Source organism: Bacteroides sp. 3_1_23, from assembly GCF_000162555.1.
GTDB classification, from domain to species: Bacteria; Bacteroidota; Bacteroidia; order Bacteroidales; family Bacteroidaceae; genus Bacteroides; species Bacteroides ovatus.
The window spans coordinates 348425-367042 of record NZ_GG774955.1; the positions used below are offsets into that span (position 1 = coordinate 348425).

Sequence of the window (18618 nt, forward strand, 5' to 3'; positions counted from 1 at the left end):
TAGGTTTTAAGTATTAAGTATTAATTCCATGCAGGAAATGACCTTTTATATTATTGTATAGTCGGTTAATACTTGATACCTGTTACTTAATACTTGTTTTTTATCTATCAATATCCGGAACGACATAATCAATTGTTCCGCCAATAGCAATTAAGTCGGCAATCTTCGTTCCCCGGCAGATGGTGTCGATTGCGGCAACAAGCGGCAATCCCGTAGCACGGTAGTGCAGGCGGTAGGGCATTTTGTCACCCTGGCTTTCAAGGAAGACACCAAATTCACCACGACTTCCTTCTACTGCAGCATAATAACTGCCTTCCGGAACACGGATGATAGGCTTCATCTTCTCCTGATAAGGTCCTTCGGGAATATTGTCTATTAATTGTTCGATGATGTTCAGACTTTCCATGATTTCATCCATACGTACCAGGTAACGGGCAAAGCAGTCACCCTCCGTATAAACAATTTCTTTGAAATCTACTTTGTCGTATACACCGTATGGCATCCGTTTACGTACGTCACACGCCCACCCTGAAGCACGGCCTGTACCTCCGGTACAACCGAAAGAGATGGCATCTTCGCGGCTTAACACACCGACGCCTTTCATACGGCTTTGTGCGATGATGTTACCCGTAAATATATCGTGATATTCGTGGATGATTCCCCTCATATAAGGAATGAACTCTTTTACTCGTTTGACGAAGTTAGGATGAAGGTCAGCCTGTACACCGCCAATGGTATTGTAGTTCATTATCAGACGTCCGCCACAAGTCTCTTCAAAGATGTCGAGAATCTTCTCACGGTCACGGAATCCATAGAAAAATGCCGTCAACGCTCCTAAGTCCATGGCAAGACAAGAATAGAATAGCAAGTGAGAGTCGATACGTTGCAATTCATCCATAATAGTACGGATATACTTCACACGTTCGCTAACCTCGACGCCCATGGCTTTTTCAATACACATACACAATGCATGGCGGTTCTGGTGTGCACCCAGATAGTCAAGACGGTCTGTCAAGGCCAATGTTTGAGGGTAGGTAAGGCTTTCATTCATTTTCTCGATGCCCCGGTGAATATAACCGCAGTTCGCATCAATCTTACGAATGATTTCACCTTCCAGAGAAACACGGAAACGCATTACACCATGAGTAGCAGGGTGTTGCGGACCGATGTTAACTACATACTCTTCTTCACCGAACAGCTTCATCTCTTTGTTTTTGATGGTTCCGTCGGGGTTCAGTTCTATTTCTTGAGTCGTATCAAACGTCTCTTCATTGGTCATGCACAGTGGGTTATCCTTTTCCGGATCGTTATCTTTACGCATTGGATAACCGATCCAATCATTACGCAGGTAGAGCCGGCGCATATCAGGATGACCGACAAAGGTGATGCCATAAAAATCAAAAACTTCACGTTCGTAGAAGTCGGCTATCTTCCAGATGTCGCTGACAGACGGAATTTCCGGTAGCTCGCGGTTGGTTGTCGCTGTTTTTAGTGCTATCCGTTCGCCTGTAATGGTAGATTCCAGATGGTAGACTACGCCTAAACCGCGGAGTTTTTCCGGAGCGTCTTTCTCATCGGCTACTCCCCAGTCCATACCGGTGAGGCTTTCGAGAAAGTCCATCTGTTTTTCATTTCGCAAGCGCAGCATCTCGTCGTGTAACGCTGCAGGAGCTATAAATTGTATTTCTTGCATAAATCCTTAAAATTACAGAATGTAGAATCATTCTTCATTTTTTAAATAATCCGGTTTCTTCTCTTTTCTGTTTACTCCACCAAAGAACTTCTCTATTTTCACTTTGCGTTGCAATTGCATCATGCCATAATAGAAAGCTTCAGGACGTGGCGGGCATCCGGGAATATATACATCTACCGGAAGAATCTTGTCCACTCCGTTCACTACGTGATAGGACTTCTTGAAAGGACCTCCGCTGACAGCGCATCCGCCTACGGCAACCACATACTTCGGATCGGGCATCTGGTCGTAAAGTCGTTTCAGTACCGGAGCCATTTTATTGGTGATTGTTCCGCATACCATAATCATATCAGCCTGACGTGGGCTGGCACGTGCTACCTCAAACCCAAAGCGGGCCATGTCATAACGCGCGGCACCCAGTGCCATAAATTCGATACCACAACAACTGGTTGCAAAGGTAAGCGGCCACAGTGAGTTGCTGCGTCCCCAGTTGATAAAGTCGTCAAGTACTCCGAGGGCAACATTGGCTCCTCCTGCATTAAGTTCCTTGACCAACTTTTCCAATGATTCATTGTCGATAAACTCATCATACGGAATAGATTTTATTTTTGGCTTTTTGGTTATTTCCATTCCAAAGCTCCTTTCCTCCAGGCATAAGCAAGACCCAGAACTAAAATGATAAAGAAGAAGAGAACACTAATAAGTCCCTGTGGTCCCATGTCGTGCATAACTACTGCCCATGGGAACAGTAAAGCAGTTTCGACATCGAACATAAGAAATAGGATGGCAAACAGGTAGTAACCTACGCGAAACTGCATCCATGATTTACCACGTGTCGGTATACCACATTCATAAGCCTCAAACTTTTGCAGATTGTATGAACGGGGAGAAATAGCACGCGAAAGAGCTACTACTACACCGACAAAAGCAAGCGCTGTCAGTAGAACAACAACTAAAAATGTAAAATTCATAATTCAATAGCTGTTTAGATTGAATATTATATAGAAATAAACAATTAGTCTATTCGCCCTGTGGAGAATAAAACCAACTGTAATAAATGACGAGTAAAAGAGTCTACTGTACTGTAGGCTAAATGACTATCTTTCTTAACCCATATATATAATAGGAGATAGGATCATAATAGCACGTTGGGGGATGAGAAGATGAAGAGTGGTACGGTCTTTGAGAATTGTGATGTTCTCCGGAAAAAGCAACTGGCAACAGTACGCTTTTATTTGTCGGGACATGCGTGACGTCCGTATGACTCATATCACAAGATTGGGTAGCGTAAAGGTTGTAAAGACGTTCTAAAGCATTTTGTATCGGACGATCTTGCGACACATAGCATTTCTCCTGCCGATAAGTCGGGGAGGAAACTTTGCACATATCTTCCATTGCTCCGTTAGTTGCACAATGGATAAGCAAAGCCAATACTAAAAGTAGTCCGAATTTTAAGTTTTGTTTCATCTTTCTCCTTTAACGGCTGCAAATATAGAACTAATATTTATACTTTTTGCAAAGTCCGAGTGGCAAAAAAGCTTTTTTTAACTCCGCTTCTTTGCGATTCGTTTTTTAGTCAGTATGGTTTCACAAATCTCGTTTTAGAATAGGATAATCTCTATTATCTTTATTTGTTAAAAGATGCAATAAAAAGAATGATTTATGCTCTTTTTTGCGAATTACACAAATAAAATACATTTTTTTGCAGATTAAGAAAGAATATACTAATATGAAACGCACACTTTGGTTTTTATTTTTCCTTCTAAACTCCTTGTTTTATCTCTATGCAGATAGTGAGAATGATTCTTTGTTGAAGGTGTTGGACAAAGTGATTTCTGAACGTTTGATATATACCCAGAAAAAAGAAGCCACCATAAAAGAATTGAAGAAAAAGAAGGTTGGTCTTAATTCATTGGAGGATATATATAATTTAAATAAAGAAATTATCCACCAATATGAGACTTTTGTTTGTGACTCGGCGGAACAATATATTCATGAGAATATTGATATAGCAAAAATAATTGGTAATAAAGAATATCTTTTGGAAGAGCAGCTTCGGTTGGCTTTTGTCTATTCTTTATCAGGTTTGTTTATTCAAGCTAATGATATTTTTAAGTCGATTAGGTGTGCCGATTTACCCGATCATCTTAAAGCTTTGTATTGCTGGAATCGTATACGTTATTATGAAAATCTTATTAAATACACGGACGATGTACGATTCTCAAATGAGTATATAGCAGAAAAAGAAGCTTATCGAGATACTGTTATGAGTATTTTATTTGACCAGTCGGATGAATATAGAAAAGAAAAAGCTGTAAAGCTTCAAGATAAAGGGAGTACAAAAGAGGCTCTTCTGATTCTGAAAGAGATATATAATAAACAGGAACCGGCATCTCATGGATATGCTATGATGGCTATGGGACTTGCAAGGGCCTATCGGTTAACAGGGAATTATATACTGGAGGAAAAGTTTCTAATGCTGGCTGCTATGACAGATACAAAATTAGCCGTAAAAGAGAATGAGGCTTTGTTGACATTAGCAGTTAATTTATATCATAAGGGAGATATAGACAGAGCGTATAATTATATAAAAGTAGCGTTGGATGATGCTATCTTTTATAATTCCCGTTTTAAGAATACGGTCATTGCCCGTATCCATCCGATTATTGAAAATACATACTTGATCCGGTTGGAAAAACAAAAGCAGAACCTCCGTTTCTATATATTTCTGACTAGCTTGTTTGTGGTAGCTCTTGCTATCACCCTGTATTTTACATATAAACAAACAAAAATTGTATCCCGGGCTAAACGGCATCTTAAAGCTATGAATGAGGAACTGGTCGGGCTGAATAAGAATCTCGACGAAGCTAATCTGATTAAGGAAAAGTATGTGGGGTATTTCATGAATCAATGTGCCGTTTATATTAATAAACTCGATGAGTACAGGAAGAATGTGAACAGGAAAATCAAGACCGGACAGATTGATGATTTATATAAGTCATCCTCCCGACCTTTTGAAAAGGAACTTGAAGAACTATATCATAACTTTGATAAAGCGTTCCTTAAATTGTATCCTAACTTTGTGGAAAAGTTCAATTCTTTGTTGAAACCGGAGGAGCGTTATAAACTGGAAAAGGACCAACTGAATACAGAATTACGCATATTTGCATTGATTCGATTAGGAATTACCGATGTTGGACAGATTGCTGTATTTTTGCATTATTCTGTGCAGACAATCTATAATTATAAGAGTAAAGTGAAGAGAATGTCCACTCTTGATAGTAATATCTTTGAGGAGGAGGTAAAAAAGCTTGGTTCTTTGTCTCAAAAATGATTCTATCCGGTTTACCAAAACTAAAAAATGGTCTTATTATAAACTATTGACTATTAAGTGTATATGTAATAATTGATCTATAAAACGTTTACTTTCCCGCCTACTTCCATTAAGAAGTAGGCTTTTTTCATCTCTATATTTGCATCACAAGATTTTTGATAACTGAATACTAATCTAAAGAAACACACAACTATGAGTTTTTCAGAATTGTATCTTATTTATTATCCCAAACTAGTTCGGTTTGCAAAAGAATTTGTGATGTCGGAAGAGGATGCGGAGAACATAACACAAGATGTGTTTACAGACTTATGGGAAAAGAGAGAGTCAATGAATCATATTGAGAATATGAATGCTTATCTTTTCAGGCTTGTAAGAAACAAATGTTTGGATTATTTAAAGCATAAAGTATTCGAGCAAAAGTATGTCGAGAATGTGAAGGCTTCTTTTGAGATTGAGTTGAATCTGAAATTGCAATCTTTGGATCGTTTTGATGTATATGATATATCAGAAAGAAATCAGATGGAGAAACTGATACGGGATGCTATCAATAGTTTGCCTAAAAGATGTCGTGACATATTTTTGTTAAGCCGCATGGAAGGATTGAAGTATAGGGAAATATCCGAACGTTTGGGCATTTCGGTAAATACAGTGGAATGTCAGATGGGAATAGCACTAAAAAAGTTGAGAGCAAAACTCAATGTGACATTGGCTGCATAACTTTTTAATGAATTTATCGGTATTTTTTAGGGGTATTTATTGAGATAATCGTTCTTTGATAAAAAAGGACTGTGTATATGGAGAATTGTCTGAATAAATATTTTGCGGATGAATTTACTTCTGATGAAAAAACAGAGTTTCTCATAGAAGTGGAAAACAACGAAAGGCTGAAAGAAGAATTTATAGAAAATCAGAATTTGCTGGCACTCGTTGATTGGATATCTCCGGAATATGAAAATAATAAAGAAGTTGTCCAACATAAATTATATGAATTTATGTGTAGAATGGAGCAACATAAAGATAAATAGGTTTAGGATACCATGAATAAAATTTATATCATATTACTGACTGTTTTCTTTTATGCAAATGTTTATTCTCAACAAGCTTATTTTGTTGATGGGTATCATGGCGGGATATATGGACATTATCCGGTAAAGTGGAAAACTCAATTTATTGTGGATCAGCTGGCTATGCATCCGGACTGGCGAATTTGTATGGAGATAGAGCCTGAAACATGGGATACAGTCAGAGTACAGACTCCGGAGGCTTATTTACGTTTTAAAGAGATGGCTACTAGTAATCAGGTAGAGTTTACGAATCCTACTTATGCACAGCCTTATTGCTATAATATCTCGGGAGAGAGTATAATAAGACAGTTTCAATATGGTATTGCTAAAATAAACAAACATTTTCCGGAGGTAGATTTTGTAACCTATTCGGTAGAAGAACCTTGCTTCACAAGTTGCTTGCCACAAATCCTTAAACAATTCGGCTTTAAATATGCTGTATTAAAATGTCCCAACACCTGTTGGGGAGGGTATACTGCTGCGTATGGCGGAGAATTGGTTAATTGGGTAGGACCGGACGGGACTTCAATATTGACTGTTCCCAGGTATGCTTGTGAAAAACTGGAGCCGGGATCAACCTGGCAGACAACTGCTTGGGGAAATTCGGATGCTTATTTAAAAGATTGCCGTAACGCAGGTATCAAACACCCCGTTGGTATGTGTTTTCAGGATGCGGGATGGAAAAACGGCCCATGGCTGGGAAGTGGAAAGAACACAAAAAATAATTCTATATATATGACATGGAGAGATTACATTGAAAATGTCTCCATCGGAAAAACGGATGATAATTGGTACTTTTCACAGGAAGATATACATGTGAATCTTATGTGGGGAAGTCAGGTTTTGCAAAAAATAGCGCAAGAAGTACGCGTTTCAGAAAATAGAATTGTCATGGCAGAGAAAATGTCTGTAATGGCTTATCTGGAAAATAAATATATTTGTCGACAGGCAGATATGGATGAGGCTTGGCGTACACTGATGTTGGCACAACATCATGATTCATGGATTGTGCCTTATAATGGACTGAATAGGAAAGGAACATGGGCTGATCAGATTAAGCGATGGACAGATAGTACCAATCATATTGCAGATGGAATTATTGAGGCATCTATGCAGAGCTTTAATGAAAAGTTTATTCCGCAAAATAATGCTCAACAGCAATATATACGTGTTTTTAATACATTAGGAATGAGAAGAAAGGAAGTCGTAAGTGTTCTTCTGCCTACGGAATTTGAAAATGCGGATCTAAGTGTTTATGACTGGAAAGGTAAAGATATAGGTTCTTTGGTAGAAAATGAAGGTAAAGAGATAAGATTATTTTTTGAGGCAGAGATTCCTCCCTTTGGTTATTCCACGTATTGTATAAAAAAGAAAGAAGCCGGTAAGAAAGAGGCTTCGGAGAGTAGATTCGTTTTGGAAGGTAATAAGGTGAATAAACAGGAATACGTGGTTGAAAATGATATGTATAAAATTGTTTTTGACTTATCAAAGGGAGGAACCATAAAAAGCCTGATAGCTAAAAAAGAAGGGAATAAGGATTTTGCAGGTAAAACGGAGAAATATGCTTTAGGGGAGCTACGAGGCTTTTTTTATGAAGAAGGTAAATTTCGTTCTTCTATAGAGACTCCGGCCAAGCTGACAGTAGTAAGGGATAATGTATATGAGCAAAAAATTAAGATAGAGGGTGAGATTGCTTCCCATCCGTTTACACAAGTAATCACTCTCACTAAAGGAACGAGACGGATCGATTTTGATTTGACGGTTGACTGGAAAAAGAATGTAGGTATTGGTGAATATAAAGAGGAACGTTGGCGTGATAATCGTCGGGCTTATTGTGACGATCGGTTTAAACTAAGTGTATTATTCCCGACTGATTTACATTCTCCCCGTGTTTATAAAGATGCACCGTTTGATGTATGCGAAAGCAAACTGACTGATACTTTCTTTGGTTCTTGGGATCAAATCAAACATAATATTATACTTCATTGGGTTGACTTGGCTGAACAGGAAGGCGACTATGCTCTGGCTTTATTATCAGACCATACTACTTCTTATTCTTATGGAGAGGACTATCCGCTAGGACTGACTGCTCAATATTCGGGTGGAGGACTTTGGGGACCTGATTATAAAATAACACACCCTTTGAGGATGAAGTATGCAATTATACCTCATCGTGGCAAATGGGACAAAGCATCAATCGCAGATGATAGCGATTGTTGGAATGAACCATTGCTGTATTCTTGCTATCCAGTGGCAAAACCGGAATCGAAATCATTTATTGATTTACAGAATACTGGTTATCAAGTGAGTGCTCTTCAAATGAAAGATGGAAAGGTACTATTGCGCCTGTTCAATTCTGAAGGAGACGAAAAATTACAAAAGGTTACCATTGACATGCCATTATCCGGAGTGGAGGAAGTTGATTTGAATGGACGATGTATCGAAAGAAAGAAGATAAAAACACGTGCAGGTAAATCGGAAATGATGATTTCAATGCCTCGGTTTGGTATTAAGACTTTCGTTCTTAGTTTGACTTAAAATAATTAGATTATTGTTATGTATAAAGCGACTGCTAATCTTTTAATTGTTTGCTTTTTGTGTTGGATGACGGGTTGCTCATCAACCAATACCGTATCGGAAGATTGGGTTCCGACCGATTATGTAAACCCGTTTATTGGTGCCAGTACTAGTGTAGGGGCTGCCGGTGTTTATCACGGATTAGGTAAAACTTTTCCCGGAGCTACGACTCCTTATGGTATGGTACAGGTTAGTCCTAATACAATAACGGGAGGTGATAACGGTTCCGGATACAGTGATGAACATAAGACAATCGAAGGATTTGCCTTTACCCAGATGAGTGGTGTGGGATGGTTTGGTGATTTGGGCAATTTTCTTGTGATGCCTACAACTGGTGAATTATATAAAGTGGCAGGTAAAGAGAATAATGATAGTATAAAAGGATATCGTTCGGCTTATAACAAAGCCACTGAAACGGCTAAGGCCGGATATTATTCGGTAGAATTGACTGATTATCATATCAAAGTAGAAAGTAGCGCAACACCACATTGTGGAATTTTACATTTTACTTATCCTTCTAGTGACCAATCGCGTATTCAGATTGATTTAGCTCGCAGAGTAGGGGGAACATCTACTTCGCAGTATATTAAAGTTGTAGATGATTACACTATTCAAGGATGGATGAAGTGCACACCTGATGGTGGTGGATGGGGTAATGGTGAAGGAAAAGCCGATTATACCGTTTATTATTATGCACAATTTAGTAAACCTTTGACTAATTATGGCTTTTGGAGTGCAGATATTCCCGAGCATTGGGTTCGGAAACGTGATGAAGTAGTGAGTATTCCTTATTTGACTCGTGTATCACAAGCTCCGGTTATAAAAGACAAGAAAGAACTGACGGGTAAACATCTGGGCTTTTTTACTGAATTTCCAACGAAGGAGGGAGAGACTGTAGAGATAAAAGTTGGTATCTCTTTTGTTGATATGGAGGGTGCTGCAAATAACTTTGAACAAGAAATAGCCTCTAAAAATTTTGGACAAGTAAAGCAGGAAGCTACTGAATTGTGGAATAAAGAACTTAATCGTGTCCGGATATCCGGTGGTACGGATGATGAAAAAACGATATTCTATACTGCCATGTATCATACGATGATTGATCCTCGTATCTATACAGATGTAGACGGACGTTATGTAGGCGGTGATTATAAAATACATACGGCTGACAGCACTTTTACAAAACGTACTATATTCAGTGGATGGGATGTATTTCGTAGTCAGTTTCCTTTGCAGACTATAATTAATCCGCGTTTAGTAAGTGATGAACTGAACTCATTGATTACTATGGCAGATCAGAGTGGGCGCGAATACTATGAACGTTGGGAATTGCTGAATTCCTATTCCGGCTGTATGTTGGGAAATCCTGCTTTGTCTGTTTTGGCGGATGCTTATATCAAAGGGATTCGTACGTATGATGCAGAGAAAGCATATCGTTATGCCGTTAACACATCCCGTCGTTTTGGTAATGATTCATTGGGGTATGCTCCGGAACCATTGAGTATTTCAACCACTTTGGAGTATGCTTATACTGATTGGTGTATATCTCAATTAGCGAAAGCTATGGGGAAAGAAGACGATGCCAAATGTTTCTATGAAAAGGGACAGGCATATCATCATATTTTTGATAAAGAAAAGGGATGGTTCCGTCCCCGTAAAGCAGATGGTACATGGGTAGAATGGCCGGAGAATGCACGTCTTAAAGAATGGTATGGGTGTATAGAAGCAAACTCTTATCAGCAAGGTTGGTTTGTACCTCACGATGTTCCGGGAATGGTGAACTTGATGGGTGGCAAGGAGAAAGTTATTGCGGATTTAACAGATTTCTTTAATAAAACTCCTTCTAATATGCTGTGGAATGAATATTATAACCATGCGAATGAACCTGTGCACTTCGTTCCTTTTTTGTTCAATCAGCTTGAAGTTCCCTGGTATACTCAAAAATGGACACGCTATACATGTGAAAAGGCTTATGCAAACAAAGTTGAAGGGATTGTTGGCAATGAAGATGTAGGTCAGATGTCAGCGTGGTATGTGTTGGCTGCTTCCGGTATTCATCCTTCCTGTCCGGGAAATACACGTATGGAGATTACAAGTCCGGTTTTTGATAAAGTAGAGTTCAATCTTGATCCCAGCTATTATACTGGGAAGAAATTCACGGTAATAGCTCATAATAATAGTATAAATAACGTCTATATACAAAAGGCCTTGTTGAACGGTCAGGAATACAATAAATGTTATCTTGATTTTGCGGACATTGCAGCCGGAGGTACATTGGAGCTGTTTATGGGTGATAAACCTAATGTTGAGTGGGGACTTTGATTGAATAACATACTCTAAAATAAATTGTTACTTTAAAATCTTGATAGTATGATGAATAAACTTGGGCTTATCATTGTATCGGTTATATTGGCTCTAATCCAGACAGGGTGTGCAGAGCAGAGTACATGGATGTCTTTGAACAGCTCTAATCCTCGGATTATCTGGGAAGTGAAACCCCAGGCAGATTTAGAGAACATAACCGGAGAGCAGATTTCTACTCCGGAATTTAAAATGTCCGATTACGTTAAAGGTGTGGTTCCCGGAACTGTTTTTACTGCTTATGTTGAAGCAGGAATCGTTCCTGATCCTAATTATGCCGATAATATTTATAAAGTAGACGAAACGTTTTATAACCGTCCTTTCTGGTATCGTACGGAATTCGAACTCCCGTCTTCTTATTCGGAGGGGAAGCGGGTATGGCTTCATTTCGACAATACGAACCGCTTTGCCGATTTCTATTTTAATGGCGAGAAGATATCAGGAACAAAAACATCTACTAAAGATGTAAGCGGTCACATGTTACGTTCGAAGTTTGATGTAACTAATCTGATAAAGAAATCCGGTAAGAATGTGATAGCTGTTCTGATTACCGATGCCGATCAGAAAAAGACGCGTAAGGCTAAAGACCCGTATGGAGTTGCGTGTAGCCCCAGTTATCTGGCTGGTGCCGGTTGGGACTGGATGCCATACGTACCGGGACGTCTGGCTGGTATCACAGGCAATGCCTATCTTGTGGTAACGGGAGATGTAGTGATGGAAGATCCTTGGGTACGTTCAGAGTTACCGACCTTGCAGAAAGCAGAGCTTTCTGTCTCAGCAGATATTAGAAATGCTTCTTCTTCCCCAAAAGAAGTCGTTGTATCCGGAGTGATTCAGCCGGGGAATATTTCTTTCTCTAAAGACATTCGGGTAGAAGGAGGAACAACAGCCAGACTATCTATTAACAAAGATGACATAGCGCAATTGGTTGTTGATCATCCGAGGCTTTGGTGGCCGAATGGTTATGGTGATCCCAATCTCTATACTTGTAAGCTGACTTGTTCTGTAGATGGAAAAGTGTCGGATGTAAAAGAAATGACATTCGGTATCAAGAAGTATGAGTATAAAATGGTCGATAATGTAGTGGGATATCCTGTTCTTACATTCTTTATCAACGGACAGAAGATCTATCTGAAAGGTGGAAACTGGGGAATGAGCGAATATCTGCTTCGCTGTCAGGGCAAAGAGTATGAAACGAAAATCAGACTTCATAAGGAGATGAATTACAATATGATCCGTCTATGGACTGGTTGTGTTACAGATGATGAGTTTTATGATTATTGTGATAAATATGGAATTATGGTATGGAATGATTTCTGGTTATATGTAGCATACAATGACGTGGCGCAACCGGAAGCATTTAAAGCGAATGCCCTTGATAAAGTCAGACGCCTCAGAAACCATCCTTCTATTGCTATTTGGTGTGGAGCTAATGAAACGCACCCGGCACCTGATTTGGATAATTACCTGCGTGAAATGATTGCGAAGGAGGACAATAATGACCGTATGTATAAGTCTTGCTCCAATCAGGATGGATTGTCCGGAAGTGGTTGGTGGGGAAATCAACCTCCAAGACACCATTTTGAAACTTCAGGCAGTAATCTGGCATTTAATACACCGGCTTATCCTTATGGCATTGATTACGGTTACGGTATGCGTACAGAAATAGGAACAGCCACTTTCCCCACATTTGAAAGCATTAAAGAGTTTATCTCGCAAAAAGACTGGTGGCCTCTGCCTACTGATGAGCAGTTGAAGAATGATGATGACAATGTATGGAACAAACATTTCTTTGGTAAGGAAGCGTCTAATGCCAACCCGGTTAATTATAAGAATTCAGTGAACACACAGTACGGAGAATCATCCGGACTGGAAGAATTCTGCGAGAAAGCGCAAATGCTGAATCTCGAAGTGATGAAAGGTATGTATGAGGCTTGGAACGATAAGATGTGGAATGATGCAGCCGGACTTCTGATCTGGATGAGCCATCCGGCTTATCCCTCGTTTGTATGGCAGACTTATGACTATTATTATGATCCTACAGGTGCTTATTGGGGAGCAAAAAAAGCTTGTGAACCTTTACATATCCAATGGAATGCTTCCAATAATAGCATAAAAGTAATAAATACTACAGCAAAGGATTTGAAAGGTGCAATAGCTACAGCTACAATTTACGACTTGAATGGAAAAGAAGTGCCTGCATACGGACAGACAAAACAGGTCGATGTGGCAGCCAGCAACATTGCAGAAGCATTTTCTTTGAACTTTAACCCTTTCAATCTGGCTTATGGAAAGAAGGCTGTAGCTTCTTCTTCAACAGGTGCCTCTAAAAGTGCTTCAATGGTTACTGACGGAGGAGCCGGAAGTCGTTGGGAAAGTGCATACAGTGATCCTCAATGGATATACATTGATCTTGGTAAAGAAGAAAAGATAGAAAAGGTTATTTTGAAATGGGAGGCAGCTTGTGCTAAGAAATACGAACTGCAAGTATCGAATGATGCGCAAGAATGGAAAACCGTTTATACCAACAAAGATGGAAGAGGTGGTACTGAACAGATTGAATTGGAACCTGTTACAGCACGTTATGTGAAATTGGCAGGCATCAGCCGTGCCACACAGTTTGGATATTCATTGTTCGAATTCGAAATCTACGGTGAGAAACCAAAAGAGATAGAAGAACTAACTCCGCTTCATTTTATCAAGTTGGAACTGATAGATGCCAAAGGTAATCTAATCTCTGAAAACTTCTATTGGCGGAATGGCGTGAGAGCTCTTGACTATACATTGCTGAACACACTTCCGGAAGTTGCTTTGTCTTGTCGATTGGTGGATAAATTGATGTCTGACGGAAAAATGAAGATCGCTGTAAAGAACAATTCCGAGACTGTGGCTTTTGCTAATCGGGTGAGGCTTGTTAATAAGGCTACGCAGAAAAGAATACTTCCAATTATTATGTCCGATAATTATGTGACGTTGATGCCGGGCGAAGAAAAGGTTATCACTATGGAGGCGACTCCCGAACTGTTGAAAGGAGGCATAAGTGTATTGGTGAAACAGTATGGGAAAGCAGAGAAGAATAAGCTGGATATAGCAGATTGATTGTTGTACGGTTATCTTTATGGTTTGATTAAAAGAATAAAGAAAATGGCTAATAGACTAAAAATGAGGATACTCTTGTTGTTATCTTTAGTTTATATAAATTGCGATTACTTACAGGCACAAACAACAATACCCCGGTTTGAAGAAGGGGAACGTGTCGTATTTGTAGGAAACAGCATTACTCACGGCGGACATTATCATTCATTTATCTGGTTGTATTACATGACTCGTTTCCCGGATAAACCGATTACTATCATGAATGCCGGAATTGGTGGAGAGAGTGCGTGGGATATGAAGGATCGTTTGGACTATGATGTTTTCAACAGGAAACCAACTTATGTGACTCTAACTTTCGGTATGAACGATACCGGTTATGATATTTACATGAAAGACAATGCAAAAGAACTGTCGGAACAACGGATTGCAAAGTCATTGGAAAGCTATCGGGAAATAGAAGAACGCTTACTGGCTAAAAATAAAATAAAGAAAGTATTGATTGGTGGTTCTCCTTATGATGAGACTTCTAAGTTTAATAATTTTATATTGCGTAATAAGAATAACGCTATTTTAAAAATAATAGATGCCCAACGTACATCGGCTAAAAAGAATGGCTGGGGTTTTGTTGATTTTAACCAACCGATGCATGAGATAAGCAGAAAAGAGCAGGAGGCAGATTCTACATTTACATTCTGCAGGATAGATAGAATTCATCCGGATAATGATGGACAGATGGTTATGGCCTATTTGTTTCTGAAAGCACAGGGACTGGCTGGGGATGAAGTGTCATCAGTATCTATTGATGCATATCATTCATCTGTAATAACTCATAAGAACTGTAAGATTTCAAAACTGAAAAAGAACGGAGCTGATCTGACTTTTGATTATCTGGCGTATGCTCTTCCTTATCCGCTGGATTCAATTTCTAGAAGTGGCTGGGGAAATAAAAGGTCACAACGCGATGCAATGCAGTTGGTTCCATTTATGGAAGAGTTTAATCAGGAACGTTTTCAGGTAACAAATTTAGAGAAAGGAATGTATCGGTTAACTATAGACAATCAGTTTATTGACAATCTCTCATCCGAAAAGTTGGCGAATGGAGTGAATTTGGCAGATTACCCGAATACTCCCCAATATCAACAAGCTGCGAAAATCATGTATCTGAATGAAGAACGGTTTGAAGTGGAGAAACGCTTCAGAGAATACTTGTGGACCGAATATTCATTCTTGAAAAAGGAAGGATTACTGTTTGCTGATGATCAGAAAGCTATCGATAAACTAAAAGAATATTTACCTAAAGACGGGTTTCTTAGGATGAGCTACGACTGGTATATAAAAGCGATGAATCCCGAAATACGGGAGGTTTGGAGCAATTATATGAAGAATCTTGTTGAAACAATTTATAAAATCAATAAACCTGTCACTCATAAAGTGAGGCTGGCAAGAGTTGAATAATAATAGAAAATGAATAGTATGAAACGGTTATTATGTTTAGTTTGTTGTTTCTGTTGGCTGTCTGTGATAGTGTATGGAAGTAAGAAAACATCTACTTTTTATTTGTCAGAGTTGAAATGTGAAAATCTTATTAATCCTTTGGGGATTGATAATGTGACCCCTCACTTCAGTTGGAAGTTAAAGGGGGACGGCTGGAAAGGCGGGCAAACTTATTATGAGATACAGGTAGCTTCGGATAGTATTCTGTTGGCACAGGATAAAGCTGATTTATGGAATACTGGGAAATTGAAATCCGATGTTTCTGTTATGGTGCCTTATCGAGGGAAGACTTTAACTTCTCGTTCTTTGTGTTATTGGCGGGTACGCGTTTGGGATGCTAAAAAACAAATTTCTTCATGGAGTCCTGTTGCTCGTTTTGGGGTTGGTATCTTAAATAAATCACAGATGCAGGGAGAATATATTGGGGCTTCTGCTGAAGGTGGTAAGATTTGTGCTCCTATTCTTCGCAAAAAAGTGAAGCTGACTCAAAGGGAGACTTCTTTCCTGCATGTAAACACGTTGGGGTATCACGAAATTTATGTCAATGGGAAAAAGGTCGGAGAAGATGTCCTTACGCCTGCTGTATCACATTTATCTAAACGTTCATTGATTGTTACTTATGATATTACTCCTTATTTACGAGAAGGAGAAAATGATTTGCTTATCTGGCTGGGACAAGGTTGGTATAAAACGACGACTTTCGGAGCTGCTTATGAAGGTCCGCTGGTAAAAGCAGAATTGGATGTGTTGAGAAATGGTAAATGGGAAGTCGTAACGAAGACAGACGGATCATGGTACGGACGTGAAAGTGGCTATTCGGATACAGGTACTTGGCGTGCTTTGCAGTTTGGAGGTGAGAGGGTGGATGGAAGGATTCTTCCGCGAGATCTTTCAACACAGGCTTTAGACAAAATGGAATGGATTCCTGTTGTGAAAGTGAATGTTCCCGATCATATCGCTTCCCCTCAAATGTGTGAGGTAAACAAGATACATCAGATTTTGCAGGCTGTGTCTGTAAAGAAGCTGGGTGAAAGTCTCTGGCTGGTAGATATGGGAAAGGTTCAGACCGGATGGTTTGAGATGCAAATGCCTATATTGCCGGCAGGTCATGAAGTTATTATGGAATATAGTGATAATTTGACGAAAGACGGTGAATTTGACAAGCAAGGTGAAAGTGATATTTATATATCTGGTGGTAAGCAAGGAGAATACTTCAGAAATAAATTCAATCATCACGCTTTTCGATATGTGCGCATCTCCAATCTTCCACAGAAACCGGAAACAGGTGCAATGAAATCTATGCAAATTTATGGAGATTATAAACAGACCGCAACTTTTGAATGTTCGGATGCCGACTTGAATGCTATTCACCGAATGATTCAGTATACGATGAAATGTCTGACTTTTAGTGGATATATGGTAGACTGTCCGCATTTGGAACGTGCAGGATATGGTGGGGATGGAAACTCCTCAACGATGTCTTTGCAAACGATGTACGATGTAGCCCCTACTTTTGAAAACTGGGTACAAACATGGGGAGACTCCATGCGTGAAGGAGGAAGTTTGCCGCATGTTGGTCCTAATCCGGGTGCCGGTGGTGGCGGTCCGTATTGGTGCGGATTCTTTGTACAGGCTCCCTGGAGAACGTATGTCAACTATAATGATCCCCGCTTGATTGAGAAATATTATTCTCAAATGAAAGAGTGGTTTAAGTATGTTGATAAGTATACAGTAGATGGTTTGCTGAAACGTTGGCCCGATACCAAATACCGTGACTGGTATTTGGGAGATTGGCTGGCACCTATGGGGGTAGATGCTGGTAATCAGGCTTCTGTGGATTTGGTAAGTAACTGTTTTATCAGCGAATGCTTGGGCACTATGTATAAGACAGCCTTAACATTAGGCAAAAAAGAAGAGGCGGAAGAGTTTGCTATCCGTAGAGAAAAACTCAATAAGTTGATTCATCAGACATTCTACCGTGCGGATGAAGGGATCTATTCTACCGGCTCACAGTTGGATATGTGCTATCCTATGTTGGTAGGTGTTGTACCTGATTCTTTGTACAATAAAGTGAAAGAGAATGTCGTTACGATGACCGAAGAAAAATATAAAGGACATATTGCTGTTGGTCTGGTTGGAGTACCTATTTTGACAGAATGGGCTGTTCGGAATAAACAAGTGGATTTCTTCTATCAAATGATGAAGAAACGTGATTATCCCGGTTATCTGTATATGATTGACCATGGTGCGACAGCGACTTGGGAATATTGGAGCGGAGAACGAAGTCGTGTGCACAATTGTTACAATGGAATTGGTACTTGGTTTTATCAGGCTGTAGGAGGAATACGTCTTGACGAGGCTAAATCTGGATATCGTCACTTCTATGTCGATCCTCAAATTCCAAACGGTGTGACCTGGGCAAAAGTAACGAAAGAATCACCTTATGGCACAATTGTTGTTAATTGGAAGTTGAAAGATGATAATCAGTTGAATCTTCAATTGACAGTTCCTGCCGGAACAACGGCTACAGTTTGCATCCCTAATAATGCTGTCTCATGTAAAAAGAATAAGAAGAAAGTGAGCGTTAAGGAGCAGACTGTTGATGTAGAAGCAGGGCATTATGATTTTCTATTTAATTTGAAATAGATACCCTACTAGAGTGTATTTATGGTTCTTCGTCAAATTTGGTGGTACTTCTTCTATTGTGAATAAATAATCTTCGCTCTCAGTAGTTTAATTCCTGCCCTATTGTACATCTGTCTTTTTACCGCTTTAATTTTATTCACTGTCCCCTCCAGTAATCCGTTACTGAAGGGGATATCAATAGCTGCCTGTACTGCCTCCCAGTCTTTTTCAATACCATATGCAAAGTTCGTCAGTGCCATATTCCGTGTTGCCTTCGCTTTTTCAATCCACTTTCTAATATCCTTATCATAAGTGTTCCCATTAATCATATCTCTGAAATTCTGACACACGCTTAAAAGTTCTTTAATCTGCGGTGA

13 protein-coding genes are annotated in these 18618 nt (G+C 39.4%); 8 read left to right on the forward strand and 5 right to left on the reverse strand.

The window, feature by feature from the left end:
* Positions 1-100: 100 nt before the first annotated feature.
* The 4 genes from HMPREF9010_RS05270 to HMPREF9010_RS05255 form a co-directional block, all read right to left on the reverse strand.
* Positions 101-1693 (reverse strand): NADH-quinone oxidoreductase subunit D, encoded by a 1593-nt coding sequence (locus tag HMPREF9010_RS05270; RefSeq protein ID WP_008650693.1) that lies wholly within the window; start codon positions 1691-1693, stop codon positions 101-103.
* Positions 1694-1720: 27 nt separating this feature from the next.
* Positions 1721-2323: an NADH-quinone oxidoreductase subunit B gene (locus tag HMPREF9010_RS05265; RefSeq protein WP_004301465.1), complete on the reverse strand. Its 603-nt coding sequence runs from the start codon at positions 2321-2323 to the stop codon at positions 1721-1723.
* Positions 2314-2664, reverse strand: coding sequence for an NADH-quinone oxidoreductase subunit A (locus HMPREF9010_RS05260; RefSeq protein ID WP_004301466.1), 351 nt, complete (start codon positions 2662-2664; stop codon positions 2314-2316). Before HMPREF9010_RS05260 ends, HMPREF9010_RS05265 begins: the two co-directional genes overlap by 10 nt.
* A gap of 118 nt (positions 2665-2782) precedes the next feature.
* Positions 2783-3160, reverse strand: a complete 378-nt coding sequence (locus HMPREF9010_RS05255; RefSeq protein WP_008650694.1) for a hypothetical protein — start codon at positions 3158-3160, stop codon at positions 2783-2785.
* Positions 3161-3422: 262 nt separating this feature from the next.
* On the opposite strand from HMPREF9010_RS05255, the gene HMPREF9010_RS05250 reads away from it, so the two are divergent.
* From HMPREF9010_RS05250 to HMPREF9010_RS05215, 8 genes are all read left to right on the forward strand, one after another.
* Positions 3423-5027 (forward strand): DUF6377 domain-containing protein, encoded by a 1605-nt coding sequence (locus HMPREF9010_RS05250; RefSeq protein WP_032852939.1) that lies wholly within the window; start codon positions 3423-3425, stop codon positions 5025-5027.
* A 192-nt stretch (positions 5028-5219) separates the two neighbouring features.
* Positions 5220-5744: an RNA polymerase sigma-70 factor gene (locus HMPREF9010_RS05245; RefSeq protein ID WP_004301470.1), complete on the forward strand. Its 525-nt coding sequence runs from the start codon at positions 5220-5222 to the stop codon at positions 5742-5744.
* A 77-nt stretch (positions 5745-5821) separates the two neighbouring features.
* The gene (locus HMPREF9010_RS05240; RefSeq protein WP_008650696.1) at positions 5822-6052 is read left to right on the forward strand and encodes a hypothetical protein; all 231 of its coding nucleotides are present in this window, start codon (positions 5822-5824) and stop codon (positions 6050-6052) included.
* A 12-nt stretch (positions 6053-6064) separates the two neighbouring features.
* The gene (locus tag HMPREF9010_RS05235; protein ID WP_008650697.1) at positions 6065-8629 is read left to right on the forward strand and encodes a glycoside hydrolase family 38 C-terminal domain-containing protein; all 2565 of its coding nucleotides are present in this window, start codon (positions 6065-6067) and stop codon (positions 8627-8629) included.
* Positions 8630-8647: 18 nt separating this feature from the next.
* Positions 8648-10987, forward strand: coding sequence for a GH92 family glycosyl hydrolase (locus HMPREF9010_RS05230; protein ID WP_008650698.1), 2340 nt, complete (start codon positions 8648-8650; stop codon positions 10985-10987).
* 48 nt (positions 10988-11035) lie between these two features.
* The gene (locus HMPREF9010_RS05225; RefSeq protein ID WP_008650699.1) at positions 11036-14125 is read left to right on the forward strand and encodes a discoidin domain-containing protein; all 3090 of its coding nucleotides are present in this window, start codon (positions 11036-11038) and stop codon (positions 14123-14125) included.
* 45 nt (positions 14126-14170) lie between these two features.
* Complete coding sequence (locus HMPREF9010_RS05220; RefSeq protein ID WP_032852940.1) at positions 14171-15577, forward strand: SGNH/GDSL hydrolase family protein; 1407 nt, start codon at positions 14171-14173, stop codon at positions 15575-15577.
* 9 nt (positions 15578-15586) lie between these two features.
* A complete protein-coding gene (locus HMPREF9010_RS05215) occupies positions 15587-18262 on the forward strand; it encodes an alpha-L-rhamnosidase (RefSeq protein ID WP_032852880.1) in 2676 nt (891 codons plus the stop codon).
* 53 nt (positions 18263-18315) lie between these two features.
* On the opposite strand, the gene HMPREF9010_RS05210 is transcribed toward HMPREF9010_RS05215, so the two are convergent.
* On the reverse strand, positions 18316-18618 hold a 303-nt coding region (locus tag HMPREF9010_RS05210; protein ID WP_198139072.1), incomplete at its 5' end, for a transposase.

Coding starts and splice junctions, on each gene's coding strand:
- HMPREF9010_RS05270 (WP_008650693.1), bottom strand. CDS start 1,693: ATGCAAGAAATACAATTTATAGCTCCTGCAGCGTTACACGACGAGATG.
- HMPREF9010_RS05265 (WP_004301465.1), bottom strand. CDS start 2,323: ATGGAAATAACCAAAAAGCCAAAAATAAAATCTATTCCGTATGATGAG.
- HMPREF9010_RS05260 (WP_004301466.1), bottom strand. CDS start 2,664: ATGAATTTTACATTTTTAGTTGTTGTTCTACTGACAGCGCTTGCTTTT.
- HMPREF9010_RS05255 (WP_008650694.1), bottom strand. CDS start 3,160: ATGAAACAAAACTTAAAATTCGGACTACTTTTAGTATTGGCTTTGCTT.
- HMPREF9010_RS05250 (WP_032852939.1), top strand. CDS start 3,423: ATGAAACGCACACTTTGGTTTTTATTTTTCCTTCTAAACTCCTTGTTT.
- HMPREF9010_RS05245 (WP_004301470.1), top strand. CDS start 5,220: ATGAGTTTTTCAGAATTGTATCTTATTTATTATCCCAAACTAGTTCGG.
- HMPREF9010_RS05240 (WP_008650696.1), top strand. CDS start 5,822: ATGGAGAATTGTCTGAATAAATATTTTGCGGATGAATTTACTTCTGAT.
- HMPREF9010_RS05235 (WP_008650697.1), top strand. CDS start 6,065: ATGAATAAAATTTATATCATATTACTGACTGTTTTCTTTTATGCAAAT.
- HMPREF9010_RS05230 (WP_008650698.1), top strand. CDS start 8,648: ATGTATAAAGCGACTGCTAATCTTTTAATTGTTTGCTTTTTGTGTTGG.
- HMPREF9010_RS05225 (WP_008650699.1), top strand. CDS start 11,036: ATGATGAATAAACTTGGGCTTATCATTGTATCGGTTATATTGGCTCTA.
- HMPREF9010_RS05220 (WP_032852940.1), top strand. CDS start 14,171: ATGGCTAATAGACTAAAAATGAGGATACTCTTGTTGTTATCTTTAGTT.
- HMPREF9010_RS05215 (WP_032852880.1), top strand. CDS start 15,587: ATGAATAGTATGAAACGGTTATTATGTTTAGTTTGTTGTTTCTGTTGG.